Raw genomic sequence first — 26,504 nt, 5'->3', positions numbered from 1 at the left:
GATTACGATTTAAACCTATCCACATTCATCAACTCGGGGTTTCTATTATAGCCACTTTTTAACCCAGGGTTACGCTCATTTCAATCGCTCACCCCTGGCTATATTATCTTAGCTCTTTCAGAGCTTTTCCTTCTGTTAAATTTACACATATTGGTACGAACTGAAGTGAAAAAATCATCGTCACTTCGTTGCGCTCAGAGTGTGCTCGACCTGACGCATTTAACTTCGACATTCTAAATTCCTTGTTCTACATTCGATATTCTATTCCGGCTGAAGTTCTTCGATCTCTTTAATATTCTCCGTCAATCGTTCTTCTGCAATTTCATGATCACTCAATTTCCCGGCGAAGTAGTCTTCGTAGGCCGACATATCCACAAATCCATGCCCGCAGAGGTTAAACAGAATGGTTTTTTCAGTTCCCTCTTCTTTGGCTTTGTTGGCTTCTCGGATCACCTGCGCAACGGCATGTGTAGCTTCTGGAGCTGAGATGATTCCTTCTGCTTTGGCAAACATCACTCCGGCTTCGAAGCATTCGAGCTGCTGGAGGGCTACGGCTTCAATCAGGTCATCTTTCAATAACTGACTGCATAACACACTGGCTCCGTGATATCGGAGTCCGCCCGCATGGATGGCCGCCGGCGTAAAGTTGTGACCAAGCGTGTACATCGGCAGAAGTGGAGTATAACCGGCCGAATCACCGTGATCGTACATAAATTTGCCGCGGGTCAGTTTCGGACAGGATGCAGGTTCAACTGCTATAAACCGGGTGTTTTTGCCGTCTGTCAGATTATTCTTCAAAAACGGAAAAGAGATGCCGGCAAAGTTTGAACCTCCACCAAGCGGGGCAATAACGATATCGGGATAGTCGCCGGCATATTCCAACTGCTTGATCGACTCCTGGCCGATAATCGTCTGATGCAAAAGTACGTGGTTCAAAACGGAGCCGAGTGAATATTTCGTATTGTCATCACTCACCGCACGTTCGATAGCTTCGGAAATAGCTATTCCAAGGCTTCCGCTGGTGTCCGGTGTTTTTTCCAGGATTCGGCGTCCCGCTTCGGTTCGGTCACTCGGCGAGGGATAGACCTCCGCACCGAACGTGTTCATCATCACTTTTCGATAGGGTTTTTGATCGTAGCTGATACGCACCATGTACACTTCGCAGTTCATATCAAACTGGGAGCAGGCAAATGCCAGGGCCGTACCCCACTGACCGGCGCCGGTCTCTGTCGTAATACTTTTCACCCCTTCCTTCATGTTGTAGTACGCCTGCGGCACGGCGGTGTTGGGTTTGTGAGATCCGCTTGGGCTTACCCCTTCATACTTGTAGTAAATTTTTGCGGGTGTATCGAGCATCTTTTCTAAACCGGTAGCGCGATACATCGGGGTGGGCCGCCAGATTTTGTAGATCTCACGAACCTCATCCGGTATTTCGATATACTGCTCTGCCGAAACTTCCTGTTCGATCAATCCCATCGGGAAAATCGGGCTCAGATCATCCGGTCCGGCCGGCTGGCGTGTTTTCGGATTCAGCGGTGGCAGCGGTTTATTAGGCATATCCGCAACAATATTATACCATTTTTCTGGGATGTCCGATTCGTTCAAAGTAATTTTTCGATTCATAGCTCCGTCAATTTTTTTGATGAGATTGATATTAAATAGAACAGACTGCTAAAATAAAAAGGACGGCGATATAAACAATAGGAAAGAATCATGAATATTGAAAAGTGGATAACGAATTTCGAATTTTAAAGCACTTCTACATTCTGAGTTCCTTGTTCAATATTCGATATTCAAAAAGGCACATCGTCTTCATCGTAGTCGATCTCCTGGTTGCCTTCCATCGTCAGGCCAGGGGCGCTGGGCGGGGCTTCGCGGTCACCTGAGCCTTGTTCCACTTTCCATGCTTTTACATCGGTGTACCAGTTCCCTTTGTATTCGCGGCTTTGGATATCGATATAAACAGTTACCTCTGCGTCCTGCTCCACCGGCTGCTTATCAATGTTATCGCCCCATTGGGTGATGCATACCTTTTTTGGGTATTTACCCTTCGTCTCGAGGATAAAATCACGTTTGCGCCAGGGACCATTTTTACTTTCTCCTGATTGTTCCTCTAAAATTTTATCTACACGTCCGCTTAGTTTGAGATCCATTGTACCTGCTGCTTTTTGTTTGATTTTCTGTGAAGATATGAAATGATTTGCTGAATGTTGATTGTGTGTTTGTAGCTTCATTCCCTGAAGCGGCGTAGATCTGAACTCTTTACGACGTTTGACCCTTAAACGCCGCGATGATCCACCACGAAACCTGTCAATCCCGACCGAGCCCCAGCGAGCTCCCCAAGAACTGACTCAAGTGTTGAATTCGGTACTTCAAAGCATAAATTGAAATCATGATAGACAATGTCTTTCCGGAAAGAATTTTCTACAATCAGTAACTCAAGGAATTCACTTGTGCCGAGCTTCTTTGCAAAGGAAAAGGGGTACATGTGATGCTTTGATTAAAACCTGCACCAGGCGGACATTATTATCCATTGAAAGATCCGCGAAGTTTTAGAAACTTCGCGGATCTATTAACCCAGGCTTGAATTACCTAACCCTCTGCGTTTCTCTGCGCACACTGCGGTGATCTTATTACGCTGATCAGCCAGTTCGTTGCATTTTCAGTAATTATTACAAGCATAAGCGAGAACACGACGGCTCGGGGCAGGCTGTTTGCGCTATGCCAAATTTTTTACACTCAGTAAGTCAAGGATTTCACTTGTGCCAGGAGGGCATTGACAATTAGTGATGATCTTATTTACGAGAGAGCCATGCAAGAAGCTATTCTTAACTGTTATCATATATGTTTTGAGCTTTTTGGTTTATCATTGGTTTTTTGGGATAGAATATTACCTTTAAGATATGAGTCCAACAGTATTCAGGTATAAAGGTTATCGATTTTTCTTCTTTTCAAAAGAAGAAGAAAGGATGCATATTCACGTTATTCATGCAGAGGGTGAAGCCAAAATTTGGATTGAACCGGATATTGAACTTGAATCATCATATCGATTGAGCAGTAAACAGATAAAGGAAATCATCGAAATTGTAACGGAGCGAAAAGATGAAATCAAAGAAAGCATCACAACCACTTTAAACAATGAAACAGAGATTACTAATATCTCAACTCATGGAATTTGGTTATTTCATAATGGTGAGGAATATTTTTTGCCTTATGAATCATTTCCGTGGTTCAAAAAAGCTGCTATCGAAGAGGTTTTGAACGTAGAAACTCTTTCTCCAACTCATTTTTACTGGCCGGATCTTGATGTGGACCTCCATCTCGACTCCATTAAACATCCGGATAAATATCCATTAGTGAGCCAATAAATAAGCAACTAGTTGTTCGTAAATAGTATAGTTAGATTGGTTCCCCAAGAAGTGACACATGTCCACCACGAAACCTGTCATCCCGACCGAGCCCCAGCGAGCGGAGGGGGATCCCCAAGAACTGACTCAAGTGTTGAATCCGGTATTTCAAAGCATAAATTGAAATCATGTTCGATGCCTGTCTGCCGAAGTGATAGCACAGGCAGGTTCGTTATTCCTCAACCCTCCTTCTCCGCCAATTCCAGCCAGCGAATTGTTTTTTCATCCACTTCATCTTTTAATTGCATATAGCGAGCGGTGAGCTCTTCTCTCTCTTTATAATCCATTTCAGGTTGATTCATCTCCTCCTCCAACAACTCAACCTCTTCCTCTAAGCTTGCCACCTCTTTTTCCAGCTTTTTAAACTCTTTCCGCTCGGCAAAGGTGAGCTTATTTGTAGTTGACGACTGCCGATTCTGATCATTTGATTTCGATTTTTTACTTTTCTGAGCCTGGCGCTCACGTTTTTTCTCTGCTTCCTCTTTGGCTTTCATTTCGCGGTATTCACTGTATGTCCCGTGATGATCCCGGATCTCTCCATCACCCTCAAATGCAAAGTAATGATCTACCAGTTTGTCCATAAAAAACCGGTCGTGGGATACCACAATCAGGCAACCGCTAAAGTTCAACAGGAAATCTTCCAACACCTGTAACGTATCCAGATCCAGATCGTTGGTGGGCTCATCCAGAATCAGGAAATTTGGATTCTTAATAAGTGTCATCATCAATCCAAGGCGACGTTTCTCACCGCCACTCAATTTTTCAACGGGTGTGTATTGCATCTCCGGAGTAAACATAAAGTGTTCCAAAAACTGTGATGCTGAAATTTGAGTACCATCCGACAGTTCAATAACCGAAGCGATCTCTTTCAGCACATCGATCACACGCATGGATTCATCAACCTCAATCCCTTTTTGCTGATAATGACCAAAGACAATTGTTTCCCCGGTATCTACTTCCCCTGAATCTGCGGCTACCTCTCCTGTCAAAATCTTTAAAAATGTACTTTTCCCAACGCCATTCTTTCCAATGATACCGATTCTTTCTCCTCGCTTGAAGGAGTAACTGAAGTCGTCCAGAATGACAGTTTCATCATACCGTTTAGAGATATTTTCAAGCTCCAGGATCTTCTTGCCCATTCGCTCCATACCGGCTTCCAGCTGAAGCTCAGAATCATCTGTTTTATTACTCACTTTGTCCTTAACGTCGTGAAAGGACTGGATTCGCGACTTGGATTTTGAGGTTCTCGCCTTGGGTCCGCGCCGCATCCACTCCAGCTCTTTTTTGTATAGCTGCTCTGCCTTATGCATCTCCTTTTGACGCAGTGATTCTCTTTCGGACCTTTTTTCAAGGTAGTACTGGTAATTTCCATTGTGGTGATAGAGCTTCCCGCGATCAATTTCTATGATATGATCGCAAACACGGTCCAGGAAATAGCGGTCGTGAGTGACCATCAAAAGTGTGATATTTGCCTGGATCAGGTAGGACTCCAACCACTCGATCATATCCAGGTCCAGGTGGTTAGTAGGCTCGTCGAGAATCAGTAAATCGGGGTTGTCAATCAGTACAAAAGCCAGGGCCACTCGTTTTCTCTCCCCACCGGAGAGGGTTGAGATGGGTTGATCCAGGTCGGTGATGTTCAGAATATCGAGAATCTGCTCCATTCTCTGTTCATAGTCCCAGGCATTTGCCGCTTCCATGGCCGCGCTCGCTTTTTCAAAAGCTTTTTGGGTCATCGGATTAAAATCCTCCGCCTGGGCTTCCGCGGCACGTTCATATTCCTGGATTATTTGAACCAGTTCAAAATCTCCGGATGCGATATATTCACGTATGGTTTTGGTATCATCCAGTTCCGGTTCCTGCGCAAGGAAAGCGACTCGTATTCCATTTTGGACCATCACCTTCCCTGTATCTGCCGTTTCTCTCCCGGCGAGAATTTTTAGCAATGTAGATTTTCCTGTTCCATTGGGTGCAACGAGTGCAGTTTTATCGCCCTCTGAGATTCCAAAAGTTATGTTTTCAAAAAGAAGGTTTACACCAAAACTTTTTGAGAGATTGTCTGTAGATAGGATTGTCATGATTCAGCCGATATTCAATTAGGGATCAAATATAGAAAGAATTTTATCCCAATAACGAATCGATGAATGATGGTTTTTTTATTCAGTCTATAGATTTGCTCGTTGTGAAGGTTCCTGGTCAACGAAGCTCTTCTACGTAATATACCATTGAAGCTCTGCTTCATATTTTGATTACTACTATTCTGTTTGATTTCGAAGGGTACAAGTCGGGGAAAGGGGCACAAGTCTGGAGACTTGCGCCAGCCAGGTTAATTTTAAAGGATAAAATGGCGCAAGCGTCTCGCTTGTGCCTGACATGAAGAGCAAAAGTCTGGAGTTTAGCACTAGCCCCGGGTTTCATTCGCTTCGCTCTTTACACCCGGGGTTATAAACATGTCACTCCTCCGGAGTGTTGGTAATTGCATTCTTCGCAGGGCAGCATCGGCGTCCATGGTAAATATAGCCTTTAGCTTAGTTGCAGGGGCACAAGACTGGGAAAGGGGCACAAGTCTGGAGACTTGCGCCAGTTAATGCAAAAGTCTTGTTTAGAGCAGAAAAGATTCTTCGCAACCGAACTCTTGCAGAACCTCCGCTTCTCTGCAGTTTCGGCCAGGGTCTCAGTTTAATTTATTCATCATTTTCTGACGGCGCATTTGGGTTTTTCGGTAGACCCAATCGGCTAAAAAACTCCTCGGGAGCTTCCCGTTCACGGACGGTATCATCCAGTTCAAGGCCTCTCTCTTCATATATCGCTCTCCGGTTCGCCATATCTGCCACCAACTCCTGGTAGGCAATCTGTCCGACTCTCACAGCCACTCTTCTCGGTACAACGACTACACCATCTGAATCTGCAACAATTACATCCCCGGGATGAACAAGTGCTCCGCCAACTACCACCGGTTCCTGAACATCAATAATTTCATTTCTTCCAATTCGTTCTCCTCTTCCGCGATCGAAATAATTCGTGTAAACCGGATTTTGTTGAAGAATAATCTCATCAATATCCCGTATACCTCCGACAGAAACCACACCAACGGCACCGGCTTGCTGCCACTGCATAATATTGAATGAGCCAACGGATCCGGTATCATTATCATCCTGGTTATCAATTACAATTACGGAACCTTCTTTAATTTGCTCCATGAACGGTTCAGGTGAGATTTCAGAATACCAATTGCCGCGCCACTCCCGGTACTCATCATAATTTTCAGGTTTCGTAAGATCTACACCCGGGTTCATAGGGCGATTCGTGGGACCGTATCTAACGGTGACTGCTATTCCCGCAATCCGGTGGCTCATCTCTTTTACATCCCGCCAAAGAGGAGCAATCTCAGGATCCATCACGCCAACATCCATATAGCCTACCGTCACTAAACCATCCACAACATCGGTTACACGTGCCCCGTCGTAGAGTTCGAGAAGTACCTCGTCAGAAACCTCAGTACTATGTTGTGCAGTTAGTGTATCTGGATGTAGATATAATATCAACAGAAATGATAACAGTGATAAAGTTCTATACATATTCATGACTTTCTTGATTAGTGGGTAGAGAAATATTTCTTTCTCAAATATACAAAAATCAGAAAGGCCTGCTCTGCATAATCAATGAAACTAAATGCCAATTTGCCAATCAGTAATGGTTCACGTAAATAGAACGTATCAATTTTCACCGAGCCACCAACCGCGAAGTTGTAACTGCTCTTCACTTGGATTCTCCATCTCCTCGATTATGGATTTGATATACACCGGATTACCATACACTCCGCTAAGAGTCACTTCTTCGCCGTCACGCTCCACAACAATTTCAATTTCAGTATCCGGGTTCCAATTCATGGAGTTTCCTATGATCTGTTGTGCCGTTTGAAGGTTGAGCGGTTCACCATTTACAGAAACAATAACATCGCCTCCCTGCGCCCCTAAATTTTTAAGCGTGCTGTGCAGTTCAATATCGTCCCGGAAAAATATTGTGCCTTCTTTTTGGTCGACATTAAAAAATGGAGTGGATTGATCCGCAAAGAAGAAAGATGTTGGAAGTTCTGCATCAGCTTGTTCCAAACCCACCCTGTTCAGATATGATTCAAAATTTATCGGTGTAGTTCCTATTACGTGGGTTTCAATGAATTCACCCATTTCCGGATATGTTATCTCTACTATCTCTTCGATTAACGCATCATCCTCGAAAGGCCTTTCACTACCATATCTATCCGTGAGTTCTTTCAGGAGTGTTATCATACTTTTCGTATTCCCACTCTCTTCACGCATGATAATATCAAGGCACATATTGATAAGAGCTCCCTTCATATACACGTTTAAATAATTGGACGCATAGGGTTCATCCAGTACGTTTTCACTCATCTCTGTAAAACTTAGAGTGTCATTGAAAGATTCTGCGTATTGAATTTTCTGAGAGATTTTTTCATAAAACTCCTCTTTTGTATCCAGCCCCTCATAAATCTGAAAGTGACTTGCAAAATATTCTGTGAGGCCTTCGTACATCCACAGGTGTTTTGAGAATGTGGGGTTGTAATAGTCAAAATATCGAATATCCTCCGAGTGAAGATTGAGCGGGGTAACAATGTGGAAAAATTCATGCGATATGACATCGACCAAACCCTCTTCTAATTGATTATCATTTACATAATCCGGATACACCATTACGGTTGAGGTGTGATGCTCAAGAGCTCCAAAGTCTGTTGCATCCCGGGATTGACCGGCCATATAGAGGAAAATACTGTACCGATCCGTCGTTTCCAGGTCTCCCAGGTAATCTTTTTGAGCAGACATGATATCATAGATGACATCTTTTTGACCTGCAGCAGTGTGGTTACCTGATGGCGAATAGAGGCTGAATACAATATCAATCCCATCCACCTCAAACTCCTCTTTGGTGAAATTTCCATACATCATAGGATTATCGATCACCTCAAAATATCGGTCGGCAAAATAGATCGTGGTAACCTGATTTGCTGTAGTGTCGGATGAGGTCATATTTAATGCAGAAGCACTTTTAAAATCCGTAGGCGAAGTAATATTCAATTCATACCTGTTTTCCTGGAAACCTTCAAAATATCCAACAAATCCATGCAGGTTTAACACATAAATCTCTTCCGCAATATTTGTACCTGCCATTGAGTATGGAGTCTCTTTTTCGGTACTCTCAATATCAAACGTATCATTTACTTTATACTCCAGGTAATCAACTGCTGTGGCATTACTTAACGTCCAAGTATTCGTATCGGTTGGGTTGACAGGTGCAGAACTCCCATCCATATAGAACGCCGTCATATTTTCCACAAAAGAGCCGAAATTGCTCTCCATATAGGTTCCCGGTATTACTCTGGGTAAACGATACAAAACAGTATCCTGCTCAAAATCTCCGGGATCTACCCGAACCGTCAACTGATCATTTTCCATCGTTGTTAGGTCAATGGATGTTTCAATTGGAACGGCCTGAGCTGAGGTATCATCATCTTGAAGTTGAGAACCGGATTTAGGTGAACAACTCCAAATAAAAAGGAGTAATAGAAGAGGTACGTATTTTTTCATTGTGTAAATTATTTTATCCATTAAAATGCAAGATAGTAACTAATTGCAGGTTAAATGCTTCTTCTCCAGTAGAACTGAAGTTGTGTATTCACAAACGGCTCATTCCTACGCATTGTCCTGTTCAAAGATTCAAGATTTGTCCAACTTCCGAGTGTCAGCAGAACTGACTTAAATAATCAGAATAAGGAGTTTACCAGTTGAATTTACAAAGCTATAGTCGTATTCATTCTATGAAGCATGTTTTATAGGCTGATCATCCCCCTGAGTCCCCCTTCCCCGAAGGTTCGGGACGCGGCGAAGGGGATGATTCGGGTGCTTTTTCCCGACCGCTGTCGGGAGGAATGACAAAAGTTAAAAAAACTCATTTCAGATAACTATAGGGTTTTATTGCTTACAATCTTAACCGGTAAACGCGTCAGAATAGTTTAATTAGGCCTGCAATTGAGCCGTCTGTATTGGAAATTCAATGTAAACTACAAGGTAGGGAATAATTGCCAATCTCATTAATCATTACAGAGAACGCTGCGGATGATGAAAATTTGATTCGACAGATCAGTTGGTTCCAAATTCAAAAGAGGCTAAAAACCAATATTGTATCCAAGCATCAGGGTTATATTCTGGTTATAGATATCATCATTTTCCTGGTTTTCGATCAGGCGGGACAGGCCTCGATAATATCTACCATCAAGTGTTAGAGTTCCCAATAACGGAATTTGAAAATCAATTCCCGTAGAGAGTACATATCCACGGTCTGATTCTTTAAAGGTTGTTTCAAGATCAGAAAAATTGTCGTCCACACATTCCTGTACCCTATCTTCAGCCGTATCATTAGTAAAGGATATGCTGCAATCAAGCCGAAACCCAAAAACCGGTCCCCCTGCAATATAGGGATGAATTTTATCCGTACTTAAAAATGGCAGGCGTATTTTTAACAGGATTGGAATTTCTACGTAGGCAAGATTAAACTCCAGTTCTACATCTTCGGGATTTATTGGATTTTCGGGATCTTGCTGCTGGAACTGCTGCAGTTGATCGGTGAGTCGTGTTCCTTTTTCAGCATAATACACCTCAGGTACAATTGAAATTGGACCTAAATTGATTATTTGGAAAGAGAGACCTGCATTCAATCCCATCAAATCCTTTGAATTTTCAACATCCGCTCCAACGAACTTAGAAAGGTTAATTCCGCCACGTATACCTATTTGGGCTTTTGTGATTTGAGTAAAAAATATGGACAAAAGTAGAAAGGCAAAGAGTGCGAATGTTTTTTTCATAGCAAAGGGATTGGTGGTCTTTGATTTACTCATATATGCGTAAAGAATCATAAATATTTGCCATTCGGAAAAATCTTTCTGCTACTTTCAGTTGAAATCATGAAATGATTATGGTCGTCTCTTATTGAGTAAATTCACAAGTAGCTTGTAGAGACCAAGTATTAACCATTGATTAAAGGGTAAAAAGATAAAAAACAGACCAGTTTGTGGAACAGGGTTTACAAGCACAATACCAGAATATGCTATGATTCAACTAAGGCAAACTAGAGACACAATAAAAATATTTGAGTAATCTACAAATCTCTCTTCCGATACATCATTAAAAGAATAATGGATAAAAATTTAAGGTGAGGTTGCCCATATAAGCAGTACAATAAATCCCAGGTTTTTACAATACTACCATAATTCCATGGTTGTGACGATATCGGACCTAAAATAATAACAATAAGTAAAGTAATATCTGATATAAACCTGGTTACATGCTTAAATCCAATATGTTTACTTGCAATTTTCATGTATCAGGATACAAGTAAAATTTTGAATAGTTGTTTAGAAATAAACATTTAGTGGTATAATTGGAGTACCAAATATTATTTGAATTTTAATAAACGACAACAATAGATCTGGCAAATGCATAAAATTACGTCAATTTTTTTAGTGAAACTGTCTCTTGTCCTCCTGATAACTTTCTTCTGTTTTTTGAATGAGAGATTAATAGCACAACAATCAAATCAATTTAGCGATGATTTGAGTCTTTACGGTACTTCATGGAAACTTGTGGAAATAGAGTCAATGAGTGATGAAGTTGGTACCCTGAATATTGAAAACTCATCATCTTACATAATGGATTTATGGCCTGATGGAAATGTGACAATGCAACTGAATTGCAAATTTGTGAATGGAAATTGGCAGGCCAAAACCGCTGCTGATGGGAAAAGCGGAACATTTGAATTTAGCCCGCTTGCAGCAACGCTTCCTTCTTGTCCTCCCCCAGCATATGATGAACGTTTCTTATCACAAGCTGAATTTGTTCGTGGTTTTATTATAAAAGATGATCAATTATATCTGAGTCTTATGGCAGATGGTGGTATTTACAGGTGGGAATTTACAGGCAGCCTGATAAGAACTCCTGAAGAAGGAGGTCCTCAAAATTGGATCATACCTTCAGAAACCGATCTCCTAAAAGAGCCTGATGCTTCAGCTCCTGTTGTTATGACATATACCGAGGGCATGATACTTGATAATCTGGGTTGCCAAGAATTAAGTAGCGATATTTGGTGTGATGCCCAAGAACTGGGTGGTGGACCACGTGGTTTTGTTCAAGCCAATAATCTAAGACCAGCGATATCACCGGATGGTTCAATTTTTAAAGGACCTGATCATTCAGCCATGCGTGCAGGTAAGGATGACTTTGATGCATCGGGCACGGTTGCCTGCTCATTTAATTCTGATAAACCCATGGGAAAATGTAATTATGGTGTGTCCAGGTCCGGCGGTGGGTATGCAACGGTAGCCATCTTAAAACCAGATGGAAACAAACGTTTTATATACTTTCAAATGGGTATCCCTATTGGTGCCAACACAAGCCAGGCAAATGGATATCCTTCTCTTAAAACTGAGATCAAGGAAGATAGGCATATCATACTGTTGAATAATGAAACTTATGAAATTCCTGGAGCAGTTGTTTTGGGTGGATAGTGTGTCAATCAAATACAAAGATAACTCTTTCTTTTCTATCAGAATTGTAAAAAGATTGTCTCAATTAACACAACTCAACAATGAAAATAAATTTCTCTAAAACTTTATGGATACTCCAAGGTGTATAGTCAACAAATCTGTTTTAGATTCTGATTCATCAAATATTAATGATCCATTATTTACTTCTATTGAACCGGGCTGTAAATAAGCAGCATTAGCCCCAAAAAGATACCGAGTTTTCAAATTGATTAGAATTTCCCGTTCTTCATTACTGCTAACCCGAAATTTAATCCCTGGACCAAAACCATAACTTAATGCAGTATCGTCAAAATTTGTATCTGAGGCGATATCATCAAAATTATTTCCCCGGTCTTCAATTGTTGTTTTTGTAAATAGATAATTGAATCCAACAAGTCCATCAATGTAAGGTCTGATTACCTCCCCTTGTCCTTCAAAACGTAGAAATGCGTGACCTGTAAGAATATCATATTCAGTAACAACATTTACACGTACTTCAGGAATATTAGGATTAAAATTCTCAGTCCGTTCATCGCGTCCATAGGTCATGAATCCAATCTCTGCTCCAATATAGAATGGAGCCGCAATCGGGTAGGCAATTCCACCATTAATTCCGACAGCCGTTCTGTCTAAATTATCCTGAAACTCGCCCTGAGGAGCCCCCAAAAGGACGTTGATATCAAAATCAGAGAGTTGTGCAACCCCGGATAACGGGAAAAGAAGCGTAAGTACAATGATATATATTTTTTTCATAGTAAATAGTTTGTCGTTAATCATCAAAAAAGAAGAGAGTATGACTGATGAACGTTTACGATCCGTCAGAAAACTCTCATCTTTTTGAGAAAATTAATGAGATGGTTTCAAAGATTTATTTACCTTTTAAAAATCTATATGTATACCTGCTGTGATACCAAATGCCCGATGCTTCGAATCGAAGTCTCCGAAATTCTCAAAGTAATTTGAAAAGGAGGCTTCATAATTTACTTCAAGGAACAGGAACAAAATATCAACCCCTGCCCCTGCATCAACCATAAACTGAGCATTTTTGATATCATCTTTGTTGATTTGATCCGGACCTTTTTTGATACTTCCCGCAAAATACGCCGCTGGTCCTCCAAAAATTCGCAATGCCAATGGGCCACTTTCATGGCCAAGTAGATGATATCCCAGCATCACCGGCACTTTTACAAAATTCTGAGTGAATTCTATCCCATCCTCTTCCAGACCTTCAATTGTTAATTCCTTTGACTGCCGGACGATGTGAACACTGGGCTCCACATAAAATTTATCTCCGATTAACACACCACCTCCAAGATGGTATCCTGCTTTTGCTTTTACATCAGAACCACTGGGTGTATCCGACAGGGTCGCAAAGTTGGTTCCTGCAAATGCCTTGATTTCTACTTGCCCGAAAGCAAATGAGGAGGTACATAAAAGTATAGCGAAAGTTAGTATGTATTTTTTCATGATTTTGTATTTGTTTTTTGTTTAGATATGATCTTCTAATGTTCAACTTTAGCTTCCGGTTAGTACATTTTCGATCAAGTAATTGAATTACGTGTTCAAACTATTGAGGATTGATTTTCATTCCATTACTTGAAAAAAAATAAATAAAAAAGTATTACTTAATTTTTTACTAAATTTCAATTTTTTACTGAATAAATATATAGGGAAAGGGCGGGTATCAATTATTTTATCTCAATTGAATTCGATTTAGAACTGTAGTTCAACGGGTTCAGTAGCTTGACATTAAATAAATTTCAAAAAAAAGGATGCCATTTTTCATGACATCCCTTTTCAATTTAAATAGTTTTAACAAGCTATTACTCAATAGTAAGTTCAACTCTTCTGTTCAGTTTACGTGCAGCTTCATTTTCATTTAGAACGAGCAGATCTGATTAACCGTAACCTTCAGTTGTTATTCTGCTTTAGAAGTACATAGGTCAACGAGATACTCTTTCACAGCTTCAGCCCGTGGTTCAGTTAATCTCTGATTATATGCTTTCGTATCGATATCGCAAGTATGACCAGCGATAGTAGCAGTTCTATTAGGATACAGTGCACGTTCAATTTCTGCGAGGTCCGGAGGGTCAAGTCATTTCGGGTCCACATTTTCTTTCTCTTCATAAATTTTCAGTGAAATCTACCGGCAAAGATCTTATTTGATAAGATCTTTTTATTGAAAACATTTCGAGTTCTACATCTTTATTGATTACAATTCTATATATAATCCGCTGTCCGTCGAGCATAGTTGCTTTTCTTCGGTTAAACTTGTTTGTCAAATTTAACCTTAGAAGGCTGCTGGACAACTTATTTGAGACACCTGGAGGCAAAAAAATATCTCAGATAGCCCAAAGAATGCTCTTTGAATGGGAGAATTGATCTCCAAGAAGAGAGAAAATCTGTCTTAAACAGACGCAAAGGAAGTTATTATGTAAATTCTAAAAGGTTTTGGACAGCAATCATAGTTCTCCTCTAATAAGTAGTTATTAATCATCAATCAATGCTCTTTTAGCAAAAAATTTATTACTATTCATTTTGCTAATCAATCTATATAAAAAAAGTTTGATGTGTTTATGGTGTACTGTATGGATAAAATATGTAATAGGGCTTAATGAAAGACGAATCAGAAATTAGTTCTCAACAAAGTGTTGAGTCAATCATAAGCTCCTTTCTGGAGAGTGATTTAGCAAGAGAACTAGGGGAATTTCGGTTATCATATTTTAAACCATTAAAAAACTGGTCTATAAAAATCCGTGATGAACTATTCAGGATCAAAAAAGATGATGATTATTATCGCAACAAAATTGAGCTAATAAATCGAAAACTTCCCGAGCTTCAACAAATAATTGAAGAAAAGCTATCAAGAGATTGGTATGAGGATTTTACAGATTCAATATTAAATGCAGCAGGTAAACTTCCTGATGAAATTATCGAGGAACAATCTGATTTTCATTTATCATCTTCAGAAGATGATTCACCAATTATTAAAACCGGTAAGTTTTTTAAACGTTTAACGTTCACTATAAAGAGAGACTCCCCTACCCGAACCGTTTACCCCAGACAGTTATTCCTTGATCACATCCTGAAAAATAATGATTGGATTGAAAAATTAGCCGGTCATTCATTTGAGAAGTATTCCGAATTTCTGGATACATTTTTGAGGCTTGAAGAAGCCGTTGCAGATGCAGAATCAGCTGATTATCAACAAGAGGAATTCCCGGGTGATTTCACCTCTCAAATAATCGACAATCTTGAGGAACGTATTCTATCAGTCCTAGAGGAATTGAATAAGACAGAGAGCTCAAACGAGGACTACGTAAAGAAGTGCATTGACCCTATAACATCTGAATTCATTAAAAAAAGTAGAATTTCCGGAACCTTTCAGTATTCTCAAAAGAAACGGGTTATCGACAAGAGTTTTATATCGAGCCATTTATCAAAGAAAGTTAATAAAAATCAGCAGGCAAATTGGGTTAAATACGTTCAGTCTCAATTTAATGATTTGAAGGTAAATATTGAGATTGCTGTCTATGGCTTATCTGCATCAAACGCTAAAAGTGATATTAAAGATAAAGTACACGATTTCTTTCGCGATGCATTTTACCTCCCAATGGGGGCAGCTGTAAAAATAATTAAGGAGGCTCAACATCAGATCTCTGAGTTAAAAGAACTGGATAACAGTAGAAAAAAGCTTGATTCTATTCGTCAAATATTAAATGAAGATCTCGAGAAAAATATTCTTGAGTCCATGCAAAATATTCAGCGTGTCATGCAACCCGTCCAAGATATTCAGAAAAAAATTGGCGACCTCCAGGCTGAAGCAAGGCATTTTTCAGAATCGATAGAGTTAGCCGTTAAAAGAGAGAAGAATCATCCATTACCTGTCATTGAGCTAAACACTTTGCACTGGCAGTCTCAGGCCGCGCGATATATGAAGGAGGAGGTGATCAGGAAGCTTGATCCGTCCCAGCAGGGTTTTGATCAACTTGTTGCTCGCGGAAAAACGATTGCTGAAGAAGCAATTCAGATTACAGATGTTAATTTGCAAGCAGCCATCGAATCAATTTCAAGGAAAAAATCCTCTGATTCTGAAAGTGAAGAATATCAATCACCTAAGGATATTTCACTTGAAGGACTTACGAGAGCTGTAAACACATTGGGCGCTGGAATAAAAGAGATCCGAGAAAAACAAGATTCGTATGGCAACCTGGTTGATACACTGATACCTGAAGCCCTGAAAACACTATCTGGCAACATGCTGAGAAGAGAGTTTCAGCATTTGAAGATGCATGATAAAGCACTTCTTGTGAGACAACAGGCCTTAAATTGGAAGGACAAAATCTCTTCAAAATTAGCTGTAATTTTTGAAAAGATAGAAATTGGATATCGTTTTTTGTCACGTAAATTCCGTGACTACAGCCGTGTTATTAAACCCTATCTTGGTATACGCAGCGACGATATTGTAACCATTCGGGAGAAAAGAAATCTTGCAGAGTACCTGGCAAGCTCCAGAAGTAAAGTAACTATTCCATTTGTTTACGAACGACTTTTTAATCTTGACTTTCCTATTGACCATCGATTTTATGTTCCGCCCAGCAACGGTATCCAATTAGTAGAGAGTTCATTCAATGAATGGAAAAGGGACTTATCAACCAACGTAGTTGTAGTAGGAGAAAAAGGAAGCGGAAAGACTACTTTAATCCGGTTTGCAGAAAAACAGTGTTTAAATGAAGAAGAACCCATTGAGCTAACATTTAATAAAACATTTATCAAGGAAAGGGAACTACTAATAAAATTGTGTTCAGCGCTTGGCTTTAAGCCTGTGGAAACAAAAGAGGAGTTTATTTCAAAGGTTGAAAAGATAAAAAAGAGATCTGTTATCATAGTTGAAAATCTGCAAAATATTTCAATTCGGAATATCAACGGTTTTGAAGCGCTTGAAGCATTTTGGGTAATTATGACATCAACAATGGGTAAGTTATTCTGGGTTGTCAGTTGTTCACGCTACTCCTGGGAATTTTTCATAAAGATTTCAGAAGCGGATCAATATTTTTCTCACATTATTCAAACAGACAAATTGAATGAAAACGAGTTAAAAAATGCCATTCTTTCCCGCCATAAATCAACCGGTTATGAGTTGTTTTTTGAACCGGATGAATCGATTCGAAAAAGCAGGGCTTATAAGAAATTATTGGGAGACCAGGAGCAATCTCAGGAGTTGATCAGGAAGCATTTCTTCAGCAAACTTTATAAAGTAAGTGAAGGAAATATTTCTATTGGAATGATACTATGGTTAAAGTCTATAAAACAAATTGATGATCACCAGTTTGTTTTTGGACCGATTGAAGTTACAGATATAGATAAGTTGGAAGTGCCATCCGTTGAAGTGCTATTTACACTGGCAACCATTATACAGCACGACGTGTTAACCACCGATCAGATCGCTATGGCTTTGGATGATGGAAGTTCAAACAGCAGTCTCATGCTTGCACGGCTTAAAACAAAAGGTATTATCCTGGAGACAGAAAATGGGTATAGGCTAAACCACCTGGTTTACCGCCAGGTTATCCGGATTTTGAAACAGAGAAACATCATTCATTAAATTTATAAAAATGACTAAACGAATACTTTTCAATAATTCTCCATCCCTATCTCTGTATGTCATTATTACAATTTTCAGCATTGGTATATTGATTTTACCGATTTCTACAATACCAGCTTATACCACTCCCCTGCAGTCTGCAGATACTTCTGAATCACAACTTAATCAAACGGAGACGACAGCTATAAGTGATGTTGAATCAACAGATCAAACATCAAATGAAGGAAGTGGAGCAGAAACAGATGAAATACCCAGCGAAACGGAAATGCAGATTGCGGAGATTCGGGAGTTAATCTCTTTTGGAAAAGTATTCAATTCTATTTTAATCCTTTTTATCTCCTACTTCTTCAATAAATATTTGACAATCATCCTTGAGAACCTGGCGGAGAAAGCTACCAATTACAGACTCTTAATTAAGAGGGTTTCACCCATTAGCCGCATCTTTATTTGGAGTATGGCGATTTATATTATTATTGCCGGGATCATTGTACCGCCATTTGAGACGATCATAACCATTGCAGCATCGGTGGGTTTAGCGATCGGTTTTGCATCTCAGGATATACTAAAAAATATATTTGGTGGATTTATGATCATACTGGACCGGCCTTTCCAGGTTGGGGATAAGATCCAGGTTGGTGAGCATTATGGGGAGGTGATGAATATTGGATTGAGATCCAGCAGGATTATTACTCCCGATGATTCTATGGTTTCCATTCCAAATGGTGAATTGATGAATCAGCCCGTTTCTAATTCAAACTCAAGCGCTTTGGATTGCCAGGTCGTTGCAGAAATTTTCCTTCCTGCAACAACAAATGCAGCCAAAGTAAAAGATATTGCTAAAAGAGCAGTTTATTCATCCTACTTCAGTTATCTGAATAAACCCGTTGTTGTTATTGTGTTAAATGAAATTCATGATAAAAAATTTGTCATGAAGCTTAAAGTGAAAGCGTATGTAGTGGATATCAGGTATGAGTTTATTTTTAAAAGCGAAATTACAGAATTGATTCTTAAAGAGTGTAATAAACAAAAGCTGATTCCGGAAGAGGCCTTATAACCCACCCTTAAAAAATTATCAAGAGATAAGGTTAGAGGTATCTGTTCTTAAAACTCTTTTCTAAGCCACTCTGAACTGAAAGTCCAGGGATTTGCATTTGGACTGAAAGTCCTACTCCAAGATATAGTCCGAGTCATTATTAGAATCCTTGCTTCTGTTGTGTTCTGAATGTTGCTGAACTATATCATCAGCAATATTCCACGTACTCCAGACTCCATAGCTACTCGTCCAAAATGTACCTGCACCAATACCGTTCGCTCAACTTTGAAAACTCCTTTTGTAAAATTTTAGAAGTTCTTCCCTTCAAAATCTTTACCTCATACACGTCTCAAATCTGAATGTCAAAATTGCCGACAGCGATGCTCTATATCTCCCCTCAGCAGATTACAGCGATTTTATGATCATACAGAGGATGTGACACTTCAACCTGGAGACTGTTTGTGAATCATAGCGCCGTGTAGTGTTCATCACCCAAGATACAACTTCTTAGTTTTTTCAAAACGTTAATGTGTGCGCTTAAAGTGCTGGACTTTAAACCTTCAGGCTGGTACCAATAAAAAAAAGGGCTGCCACTAATTGTGACAGCCCAAACGATTATTAAAATATTAGAGAGTTTTTACTCAATCGTGAGTTCAACTCTTCTGTTTAGTTTACGAGCGGACTCATTTTCATTAGGAACTAATGGATCTGATTCGCCGTAACCTTCAGTAGTAATTCTATCTGAATCAATACCGGAGTTTACAAGATATTCCTTAACAGAAGCTGCTCTTCGCTCAGATAATCCTTGGTTATACTCTTCAGTTCCAATATCGCAGGTATGTCCGGCTATGTTCAAAGATCTGTCAGTATTCTGCGAAAGTGCACGTGCTACTCGAGCAAGAGTAGGTTTCGCACTTTCTCTGATTACTGATGAATCAAATGCGAAGAGAATATCATTGGGAATGGTCATTTCCACACGATCCATATCATTTACAAGGGCAACCAATCCATTGAGCTGATTTTCAAGATCATCCATACGTTGTTCTAACATCTCGAGATACTTGTCATGTTCGTCAAGTCTCATTGTGTTATCATCAACACGATCATCCAAATCATCAAGTCTGCTGTTAATATTATCAAGAGCACTTGGATCCACTCCGGGTATATATGTATGCCAGTCGGCATCTTTATCACTGCTACCGAACTTAATTTGAATACCCGCTGTCACTGAGCTCCAGTTGTCGGGAGTACGTCGGTGCAAGTCGATATCTAATTCAGGCCGGGTTCTGAAACCATCAATGATTTCTGAATTGGAAATGTAGTAATCATACTGAGCGAATAGGTCAATACGTCGGCCGAGATTAAAACGAACACCCGGGCCGAATGAAGCAAACATAGATGGTTCAGAATGATCTTCACCAATATACTCTGTCCAGTTACTTGGCTCCTTATTATTCACTTCTGTAGTAACATCACTAAATATTAATCCTAAACCTACACTTGTGTACAATTTTACATTTTCGGATGTAGACCCCAGAAGCCTGAGAACATCAATTTGTGCAGTCATCGAAGTGGTGATATAACTATTCTCGAATTCACGTTCGAAATAGTTATCGTCGTCCGGATTAGTCGTCATTGTTCCGAACGAAAAATTCAATTGAGCTGCGATGGTAGGATTTGCAGCGTATCGGAAATTAAACCCGAATGTTGGATCATATTCAGTTCCGATATTCATGTGCCCCTGCGTTATTCCCCCCAGCAGACCAATACTTAATTTGTCTGGTACTTGATCTTCATCCTGTGCGTTAGCTGTCGATACAACCAATAGTGGTAACAACAGCACTACAAGTAGCAATTTGTAATATGTTTTCATAGTTAACTTAGTTCAGATTAATGTTTATCAATCGCTAAAGCAATTAGTTGTATAGAATTACTGCGCTATAGTTCCGAAATAGACTCTCTACCAAAATAACTCTATTAGACACTAAATCATTCTTTTATTTGCAATACAATTAAAAATTGTGCTATGACAATAATATGCAATTCAAAGGATTATTGGAACACTCTTATCCTAAGTAATTATTATTTTTAAGTTGTTACTTTTTATTCCTTTATGAAAGGTGAAAAGATGGTTTAAAAATGGTCTTGTCGTTTCAAAAACAAGCTTTTTTAAAAATAATTATTCAAGAAGTTTTTTACGAATCGCTTTTAATCTGTTCAAGAAAAGCTTCGTCATCCAAATATTGCTGGATAAGTTCTGGTAATTCTGTTCTTAAAAGAGATGCTTTTGCATATGAGTAATGGACTCCCTTATCGGATATTTCGTGTTTCGATGTAATCGTTGCTGATTCCAGGGATAGATCGTATACAGAGTTTCGCAGGCGGATAATAAATTCTGGTGAGCTATACTGGCCTTCACCCCCATTTGTATCGGTGAGTTTATTTCGGACTTCTTCTGCAAACCGGTCTATCTCAAATCGAAGATTTTCGAGAGCTGTTTGGGTTGATAAATCTAAGGCCTTTGTTGAATCCATAGCTGAGGAGAGTGCATACCCATGGAATTCAAGAGAATCAGATGATGAATGGATACCGTCATCGTACCAGGTTGGGATGAGCGATTCTTCTTCAATGGGTTCATCCGGTTGGGTTTCTTGCTGAACCGTTTCAGTGCTTGAGCAACCTGCAAGAGCAAATAGCAGGATTGCAGCGCATCCAATAAAATATCTCATTAAAACTAATTTAACTTATAGAAGCCGATGGCCCCGTCTGTAGTTTGTAATTTCAGGTCTAAAGATCTGTTGTTTTTCAGAGAATTAGAAATTTCATTTTCTACGCCATCCATATTTTTTACGCCGGCACCATTCAGCTCTAATAGCTCGTCTCCCTCCCGAATTCCCTTATTCCATGCTTCTGAGTTTGGTTGAACTCTATAGAAATAGATATTAAATGTATCAGGGTCCTCCGGTGTTGATAAAGCTCGCAGGGTAAATCCAAAAATATCAAACCGTTGATGTTCAATCCCTCGCTCATAACCACTTTCGGGAATCTCTTCCCATTCATCCAACTCCTCTTCTTCTTCAACGTCCATTCGAGAGGCTAAAGGTTCCTGCTCCGGCCGCTCTTCGAGAGTTAACACCCTGTCAAACGTCTGACCCTCTCTCCAAATGGTCAGGGTTACCTGGTCATTGGGACGGAACATTGCCACCCGTTCCTGTAAAAGATTGGATTCATCAACTGTTTCGCCATTAACGGCAAGAATCACATCATCGGGTTGAAGGCCCGCATCTTCAGCTGGATTTCCGGGGACTCCGCTAATCATTACACCCCGAATTTCATCCATACCGATTCGCTCAGCGGTTTGAGAATCTACCGTAATAATTTGTATGCCTAATAACCCACGTTTAGGTTCTCCAAATTCAATGATATCCCGGGCTATTTTTAATGCCAGGTTACTTGGAACAGCAAATCCGTATCCCTGGTATGAGCCGCTTTGTGTTGCAATTGCGGTGTTAATACCTATCAGCTCACCACTGGTATTTACCAATGCACCACCGCTGTTTCCCCGGTTGATGGCGGCATCAGTCTGAATAAAACTCTCAATGCGATAATCGTCATTAATAATCTGTACATCACGGCTCAATGCTCCCACAATTCCGGCCGTAACCGTAGAACGTAACCGAAATGGGTTTCCGACTGCCAACACCCATTCACCCACATCAACTTCATCTGAATTACCAATCACAGCAGCAGGCAAATTGTTGGCGTCGATTTTTAGAACTGCCAGGTCTGTACTGGGATCCCGGCCAACCACACGTGCATCAAATGAACGTTTATCGTTCAGTGTCACAGAAATTCCGTCACGAACTGCATCTTCAATCACATGGTTATTTGTGAGGATATATCCATCTTTGGTGATAAGCACACCGGACCCCACCGTTCGGGCCCTTGGCGGTAGAAACCGTTCCCAAAATCCATCTTCCTCTTCAATGTCCTCTTCACGTCCACGATTTCGATTCGTAACAATCGTTTCTACATAAACGACAGTGGGTGTAATCTGTTTAGCGGCGGACTGAAAAAGAAAACGATCATCTATTTTTTCGAGATCCTCATCACTCCAGGCTGGTTCGGTACTTCTGTTTACTTCCGTAACCTGGACTTCTGCCAAGTCGAAAGGAAAAGAACCAGTGCGGAAAAGCATTAAAATCATCCCCAGCATAATCCCGATGAGAATCAGCAGTATTCCTGAAAGTATTTTATCTCGGAATTTCATATCAGTTGTCTAAAATCTTTTCGAAAATTTCATCGGATTTCCTGGGTTTTACACCTTCAATATGGTAACGAATATACCTGTCTAAATATTCAATTAACTCACTTAGTTCACTTTTTTTCAAATCAATTTCAAAAATAGACTCTTTTTTTGAAAATAATGCATCTCTGATAAACTGAAATTGTCTTTCTGTAAGCTTAACCGATTCGGCTCCTTCTGCATTCGTTGATAACGTACCCAATTCTATATTCATATAACCGGATGAGGTTTCATCATCAATTGCTTCTTCAGGTTGTATTCCAATTCCAATATGTTCCATCACCCGTAGTTGAACATACGGAAAAATTATTCGGCCCGGATTGTCATAAGAATTGATCCATCTGAGAAATTTAACAAGGAAAGCAAAGAGTATCTCATTTACATCATTTTCGTGCAAAACCTGCTTTATCAGTTCGAGAGTCGTTGTAGCGAGAGCCAGCTTTTCCAGGTCAATTCGAAGCTGGTCGAGCTTTAGCATATAGGATGCCTCTGAAAGAGTCTGGACACTTCTTGTGGATTTGATATAGACAACCACCTCCAAAACCTGTCCGGGAACCATCAGAGCTGAAAACTTGCTTTTCGGGCGCTTGGCCCCCTTTGCAATAACAGCAATCACACCATGCTTGCGGGTAAAAAGCGTGACGATTAAACTCGATTCGCTGTAATCAACTGTGCGTAAAACAACAGCCTCTGTTTTTGTAACCATTTTCGAGTCGCCTAAATCGTTAAATGCACTACATTATCTATCATAACAAATGTTGCAGTGATTTACGAGAAATGAATAACAAAGTGTCAGTCGTGTATCATATTTCTGTCTTCCAACACCTGTACAATTGATGGTAAAAAAGTAAGTGCCGTAATCAACGTCATGCCTATACCAATGACCGCCATCGTTCCGATTGAGTTCAAACCGGGATGATTCGTAAAAAGCAGACCGGCAAATCCCATCATCGTGGTTACCGAACCAATCGTTATATGCTGACCGGTACTGGACAAAACTTCCCACATATTTTTCTTCCCTTCATCCCGGAATCTGTGAGCCAGGTGTACTCCATTATCACACCCGATACCAAGTATGGCCGGTAACACAACAAGGTTGTAAAAATTGAATTTCAGCCCGAATATCAGCAGAATCCCGAATAGCCACAGCAATCCAACAAGTAGAGGAATCAGTGCGATGAGCGTCCACCGAAAACTCCTGAATGAGATTAGGATTAGGATGAATACAACGATAAAGGTAGCCGTAACCATATACGGGCTTTCTTTGCGCATAAGATCGAGCATTGTGGCAGCAACGATGGATGTACTTGCAGCATGGTAGACAGTTCCATCGTCGAGAGTGATATCAGTAATTTCATTTTTAAAGGCGATTGACTTCAACCCATCTGACAAACCGGCCTTTGGGTAGACAATTACAAACCGGCCAATTTCACCCTCCTTCGTCATAAACCTGTTCTTTAGATATTCCGGGATCCGGGATTCATCCAATGGCGAACGTGTTTGTGAACCTCTTCGAAGAATATCGAGTGTTTCGCTATCCTGGTTTACAATAAAATCATTTTGAAGTAACTGCCTGATCCTGGAGATATATTCAAGTTTCTCTTCTGCCATCTCTTGTGTGGGAGGAAATCGCTCCTGCAGGGCTTCCACATCATCTATAAGGGTTTCTGGATTTTCCTCTTTCTTGGTACGAACTTTCTCAAGTACTCTGAATACATCCTCTGTATTATCGGTGATAATATAAGCCGGATTTCTTCGGGTGTCCTCATCTGCTGCTTTTACAAAATTTCTGAATTCATCATACTCTTCATATTCAGGCTCAAGGACTCCAAAATCGTATTCAAACCGGAGGTTTCCGGAAAATGAAAGTACAACCGCAGAAACCACAAGCCCAAAAACAACAATGGTTCTTGAAAACGGGAATCGGCGTATTACAGGCTTCGGAGTTTTATCTTCTGCTCTCTCCACCAACAGAATCCAGTTCCATCGATCAAAAATTACCAGCAGAGCGGGTAATACATATAACATGCAAAAAAGAGCCAGGATTATCCCCGTACCGGCTATAAAGCCAAATTCCGAGAATCCTCTGAAATCAGCTACAAGCAAAATAAAGAGTGCGGAAGCCGTTGTTACCGCACTGACTAAGATGGCAATTCCTGTTTTTCTGTAGGATGCAATCACACTCTGTTCAACAGATAAGCCGGAGGATCGAATTTCAATATACCGGGCATAAAAATGGATACCATAATCAATACCCAAACCAAAAAGGATTACGAAGAGCACGGATGTCATAGTATTCAGCACTCCCAAAACTGCGTAAGTAATGCCAAACGTCCACGTGAGACTGATGAGCAACGGCAGCCCGATTATAATTATGGGAACAGGCATTCGAATGATATGCTGAAAAATTCCATGACTTCTATCCTCACCCGATCCCCTTCGATAGTTGATATATTTTTTGCCCCCGAAATAGATCATCACCAAAAGAATTACACTTGAAATCCCGAGAGAAAAACTGTTGAAGACATCATTCATGATCGATTCAAATTCAGTCAAATGGCGCTTCAAACGACCTCCAAAACGGACCTCCATCTCAGGGTGAAAGGATGCCGGTTCAAGTGAGTCAATCAGATCCTGGTACTCTTCAAACATATCTTCCAGGTATCGAATATCATTTTGCGAACCCGTTGGATAAAGAGTTAGAATAACAAGAGTACTGTCCTCATTGGTCTGGTACTCCGATGGAATCAGGTTATCGTAACTCTGCTGGAACTGATCAATCTGGCTTGAATCTTCATCGGCCGATTCCGACTCTTCATCTTCAAAATCAGCGCTAAAATCTACAAAGAACGGATTTGCTTCTTCTCGGGCTTCGTCAATTTCGGCCTGTAGAAAATCGATGATATCCTGGAGCTCCGAAGTCGTTGCCAGGTAGAGGGCATTGTCCTTCAATACACCGGTTTCTCGCCTTAATTCGGCCCTGTTAAAATAGTTAATATCTAACCGGGGATAGTATAGCTTGAGACTGCTGTCTGCCAATTGCCGGGCAAAATCAACATTAGCCTGGAAATCGGGAGATTTAATCCCCACTTTCATTTCCGTCTCTCCACCGGCAACCTCTTTCAGCTTCTCCAGGGCCTGCACGTTTGGATTGGAATCGGGAAGAAGATTAGCAAGATCCGTGTCTACTTGTAAACGAAGCGCAAAAAAAGATGCTACAACCGATAAACCGATTGTTACAGCCAATACCCAGAAGGGGTGTTGTATATTATACTTAACAAGCGGCTCAAAAAACTGAATTACTTTTTTCATAAAATATGCAAAAGATGCAAATATGAGACGGATCTATTCATAGAACAAAAAATATAATTGGCGAAGATAAGGAAATTTGTAAAGCTTATCGATGCAGCAGTTCACATTTGGATACTCAAGATGAAGATTCTTTTACTTTAGAAATATCATTTAACGCGTTTACCATTTAAAAGTATCTTTATAAAGAACCTGCGAGAGTCCGACAGGTCCTCGCAGAGTTCGACTTCATGGCAAGGGACTCTTTCAGG

At 40.3% G+C, this 26,504-nt stretch carries 19 protein-coding genes; 4 read left to right on the top strand and 15 right to left on the bottom strand.

All coding sequences use genetic code 11. The features are described from left to right. Positions 1-261: 261 nt before the first annotated feature. The 3 genes from L6773_RS20090 to L6773_RS20080 all read right to left on the bottom strand — a co-directional run bounded on the left by L6773_RS20090 (position 262) and on the right by L6773_RS20080 (position 2,488). Positions 262-1,623 (bottom strand): TrpB-like pyridoxal phosphate-dependent enzyme, encoded by a 1,362-nt coding sequence (locus tag L6773_RS20090; RefSeq protein WP_237856415.1) that lies wholly within the window; start codon positions 1,621-1,623, stop codon positions 262-264. A 170-nt stretch (positions 1,624-1,793) separates the two neighbouring features. Then, positions 1,794-2,234, bottom strand: coding sequence for a DUF3127 domain-containing protein (locus tag L6773_RS20085; RefSeq protein ID WP_237856414.1), 441 nt, complete (start codon positions 2,232-2,234; stop codon positions 1,794-1,796). Positions 2,235-2,278: 44 nt separating this feature from the next. Then, entirely contained in the window at positions 2,279-2,488 is a 210-nt protein-coding gene (locus tag L6773_RS20080) for a hypothetical protein (RefSeq protein ID WP_237856413.1), read from the bottom strand. A 415-nt stretch (positions 2,489-2,903) separates the two neighbouring features. Here L6773_RS20080 and L6773_RS20075 point away from each other — a divergent pair, with 415 nt between their 5' ends. Continuing rightward, the gene (locus L6773_RS20075) at positions 2,904-3,368 is read left to right on the top strand and encodes a DUF4160 domain-containing protein (protein WP_237856411.1); all 465 of its coding nucleotides are present in this window, start codon (positions 2,904-2,906) and stop codon (positions 3,366-3,368) included. 218 nt (positions 3,369-3,586) lie between these two features. Here the strand turns inward: L6773_RS20075 and L6773_RS20070 are convergent, their stop codons facing one another. The 4 genes from L6773_RS20070 to L6773_RS20055 form a co-directional block, all read right to left on the bottom strand. After that, positions 3,587-5,485 (bottom strand): ABC-F family ATP-binding cassette domain-containing protein, encoded by a 1,899-nt coding sequence (locus L6773_RS20070; RefSeq protein ID WP_237856409.1) that lies wholly within the window; start codon positions 5,483-5,485, stop codon positions 3,587-3,589. 606 nt (positions 5,486-6,091) lie between these two features. Continuing rightward, positions 6,092-6,985, bottom strand: a complete 894-nt coding sequence (locus L6773_RS20065; RefSeq protein ID WP_237856408.1) for an RraA family protein — start codon at positions 6,983-6,985, stop codon at positions 6,092-6,094. Between the two features lie 138 nt (positions 6,986-7,123). Further along, complete coding sequence (locus L6773_RS20060) at positions 7,124-9,010, bottom strand: M61 family metallopeptidase (RefSeq protein ID WP_237856405.1); 1,887 nt, start codon at positions 9,008-9,010, stop codon at positions 7,124-7,126. A gap of 578 nt (positions 9,011-9,588) precedes the next feature. Next, positions 9,589-10,284, bottom strand: coding sequence for a porin family protein (locus L6773_RS20055; RefSeq protein WP_237856404.1), 696 nt, complete (start codon positions 10,282-10,284; stop codon positions 9,589-9,591). A 630-nt stretch (positions 10,285-10,914) separates the two neighbouring features. Between L6773_RS20055 and L6773_RS20050 the strand changes: the two genes are divergently transcribed. Beyond that, positions 10,915-11,982, top strand: a complete 1,068-nt coding sequence (locus tag L6773_RS20050; RefSeq protein ID WP_237856403.1) for an META domain-containing protein — start codon at positions 10,915-10,917, stop codon at positions 11,980-11,982. A 96-nt stretch (positions 11,983-12,078) separates the two neighbouring features. Here L6773_RS20050 and L6773_RS20045 read toward each other — a convergent pair whose 3' ends face one another. The 3 genes from L6773_RS20045 to L6773_RS21860 form a co-directional block, all read right to left on the bottom strand. Next, the gene (locus L6773_RS20045; RefSeq protein ID WP_237856402.1) at positions 12,079-12,753 is read right to left on the bottom strand and encodes a hypothetical protein; all 675 of its coding nucleotides are present in this window, start codon (positions 12,751-12,753) and stop codon (positions 12,079-12,081) included. A 126-nt stretch (positions 12,754-12,879) separates the two neighbouring features. Beyond that, complete coding sequence (locus tag L6773_RS20040) at positions 12,880-13,467, bottom strand: outer membrane beta-barrel protein (protein ID WP_237856400.1); 588 nt, start codon at positions 13,465-13,467, stop codon at positions 12,880-12,882. A 451-nt stretch (positions 13,468-13,918) separates the two neighbouring features. Continuing rightward, entirely contained in the window at positions 13,919-14,071 is a 153-nt protein-coding gene (locus L6773_RS21860; protein WP_369431604.1) for an OmpA family protein, read from the bottom strand. Between the two features lie 543 nt (positions 14,072-14,614). Between L6773_RS21860 and L6773_RS20035 the strand changes: the two genes are divergently transcribed. Beyond that, on the top strand, positions 14,615-17,605 hold the full coding sequence (locus L6773_RS20035; RefSeq protein WP_237856397.1) for an AAA family ATPase: 2,991 nt from the start codon (positions 14,615-14,617) through the stop codon (positions 17,603-17,605). Between the two features lie 10 nt (positions 17,606-17,615). Next, entirely contained in the window at positions 17,616-18,659 is a 1,044-nt protein-coding gene (locus L6773_RS20030) for a mechanosensitive ion channel family protein (RefSeq protein WP_237856395.1), read from the top strand. 616 nt (positions 18,660-19,275) lie between these two features. Here L6773_RS20030 and L6773_RS20025 read toward each other — a convergent pair. The 5 genes from L6773_RS20025 to L6773_RS20005 form a co-directional block, all read right to left on the bottom strand. Then, on the bottom strand, positions 19,276-20,511 hold the full coding sequence (locus L6773_RS20025) for an OmpA family protein (RefSeq protein ID WP_237856394.1): 1,236 nt from the start codon (positions 20,509-20,511) through the stop codon (positions 19,276-19,278). A gap of 322 nt (positions 20,512-20,833) precedes the next feature. Continuing rightward, positions 20,834-21,367: a hypothetical protein gene (locus L6773_RS20020; RefSeq protein ID WP_237856393.1), complete on the bottom strand. Its 534-nt coding sequence runs from the start codon at positions 21,365-21,367 to the stop codon at positions 20,834-20,836. 5 nt (positions 21,368-21,372) lie between these two features. Beyond that, positions 21,373-22,908, bottom strand: a complete 1,536-nt coding sequence (locus L6773_RS20015; RefSeq protein ID WP_237856392.1) for a trypsin-like peptidase domain-containing protein — start codon at positions 22,906-22,908, stop codon at positions 21,373-21,375. Position 22,909: 1 nt separating this feature from the next. Continuing rightward, positions 22,910-23,650 carry a DNA repair protein RecO gene (gene recO / locus L6773_RS20010; protein ID WP_237856390.1) on the bottom strand — a complete coding sequence of 247 codons (741 nt, stop codon included), beginning with the start codon at positions 23,648-23,650 and terminating at the stop codon, positions 22,910-22,912. An 86-nt stretch (positions 23,651-23,736) separates the two neighbouring features. Further along, positions 23,737-26,256 carry an efflux RND transporter permease subunit gene (locus L6773_RS20005; RefSeq protein WP_237856388.1) on the bottom strand — a complete coding sequence of 840 codons (2,520 nt, stop codon included), beginning with the start codon at positions 26,254-26,256 and terminating at the stop codon, positions 23,737-23,739. Positions 26,257-26,504: the final 248 nt, after the last annotated feature.

Source organism: Rhodohalobacter sulfatireducens, from assembly GCF_022012475.1.
In the GTDB taxonomy this organism is placed as follows: Bacteria; Bacteroidota; Rhodothermia; order Balneolales; family Balneolaceae; genus Rhodohalobacter; species Rhodohalobacter sulfatireducens.
This window is presented reverse-complemented; position numbering and strand designations above follow the sequence as displayed.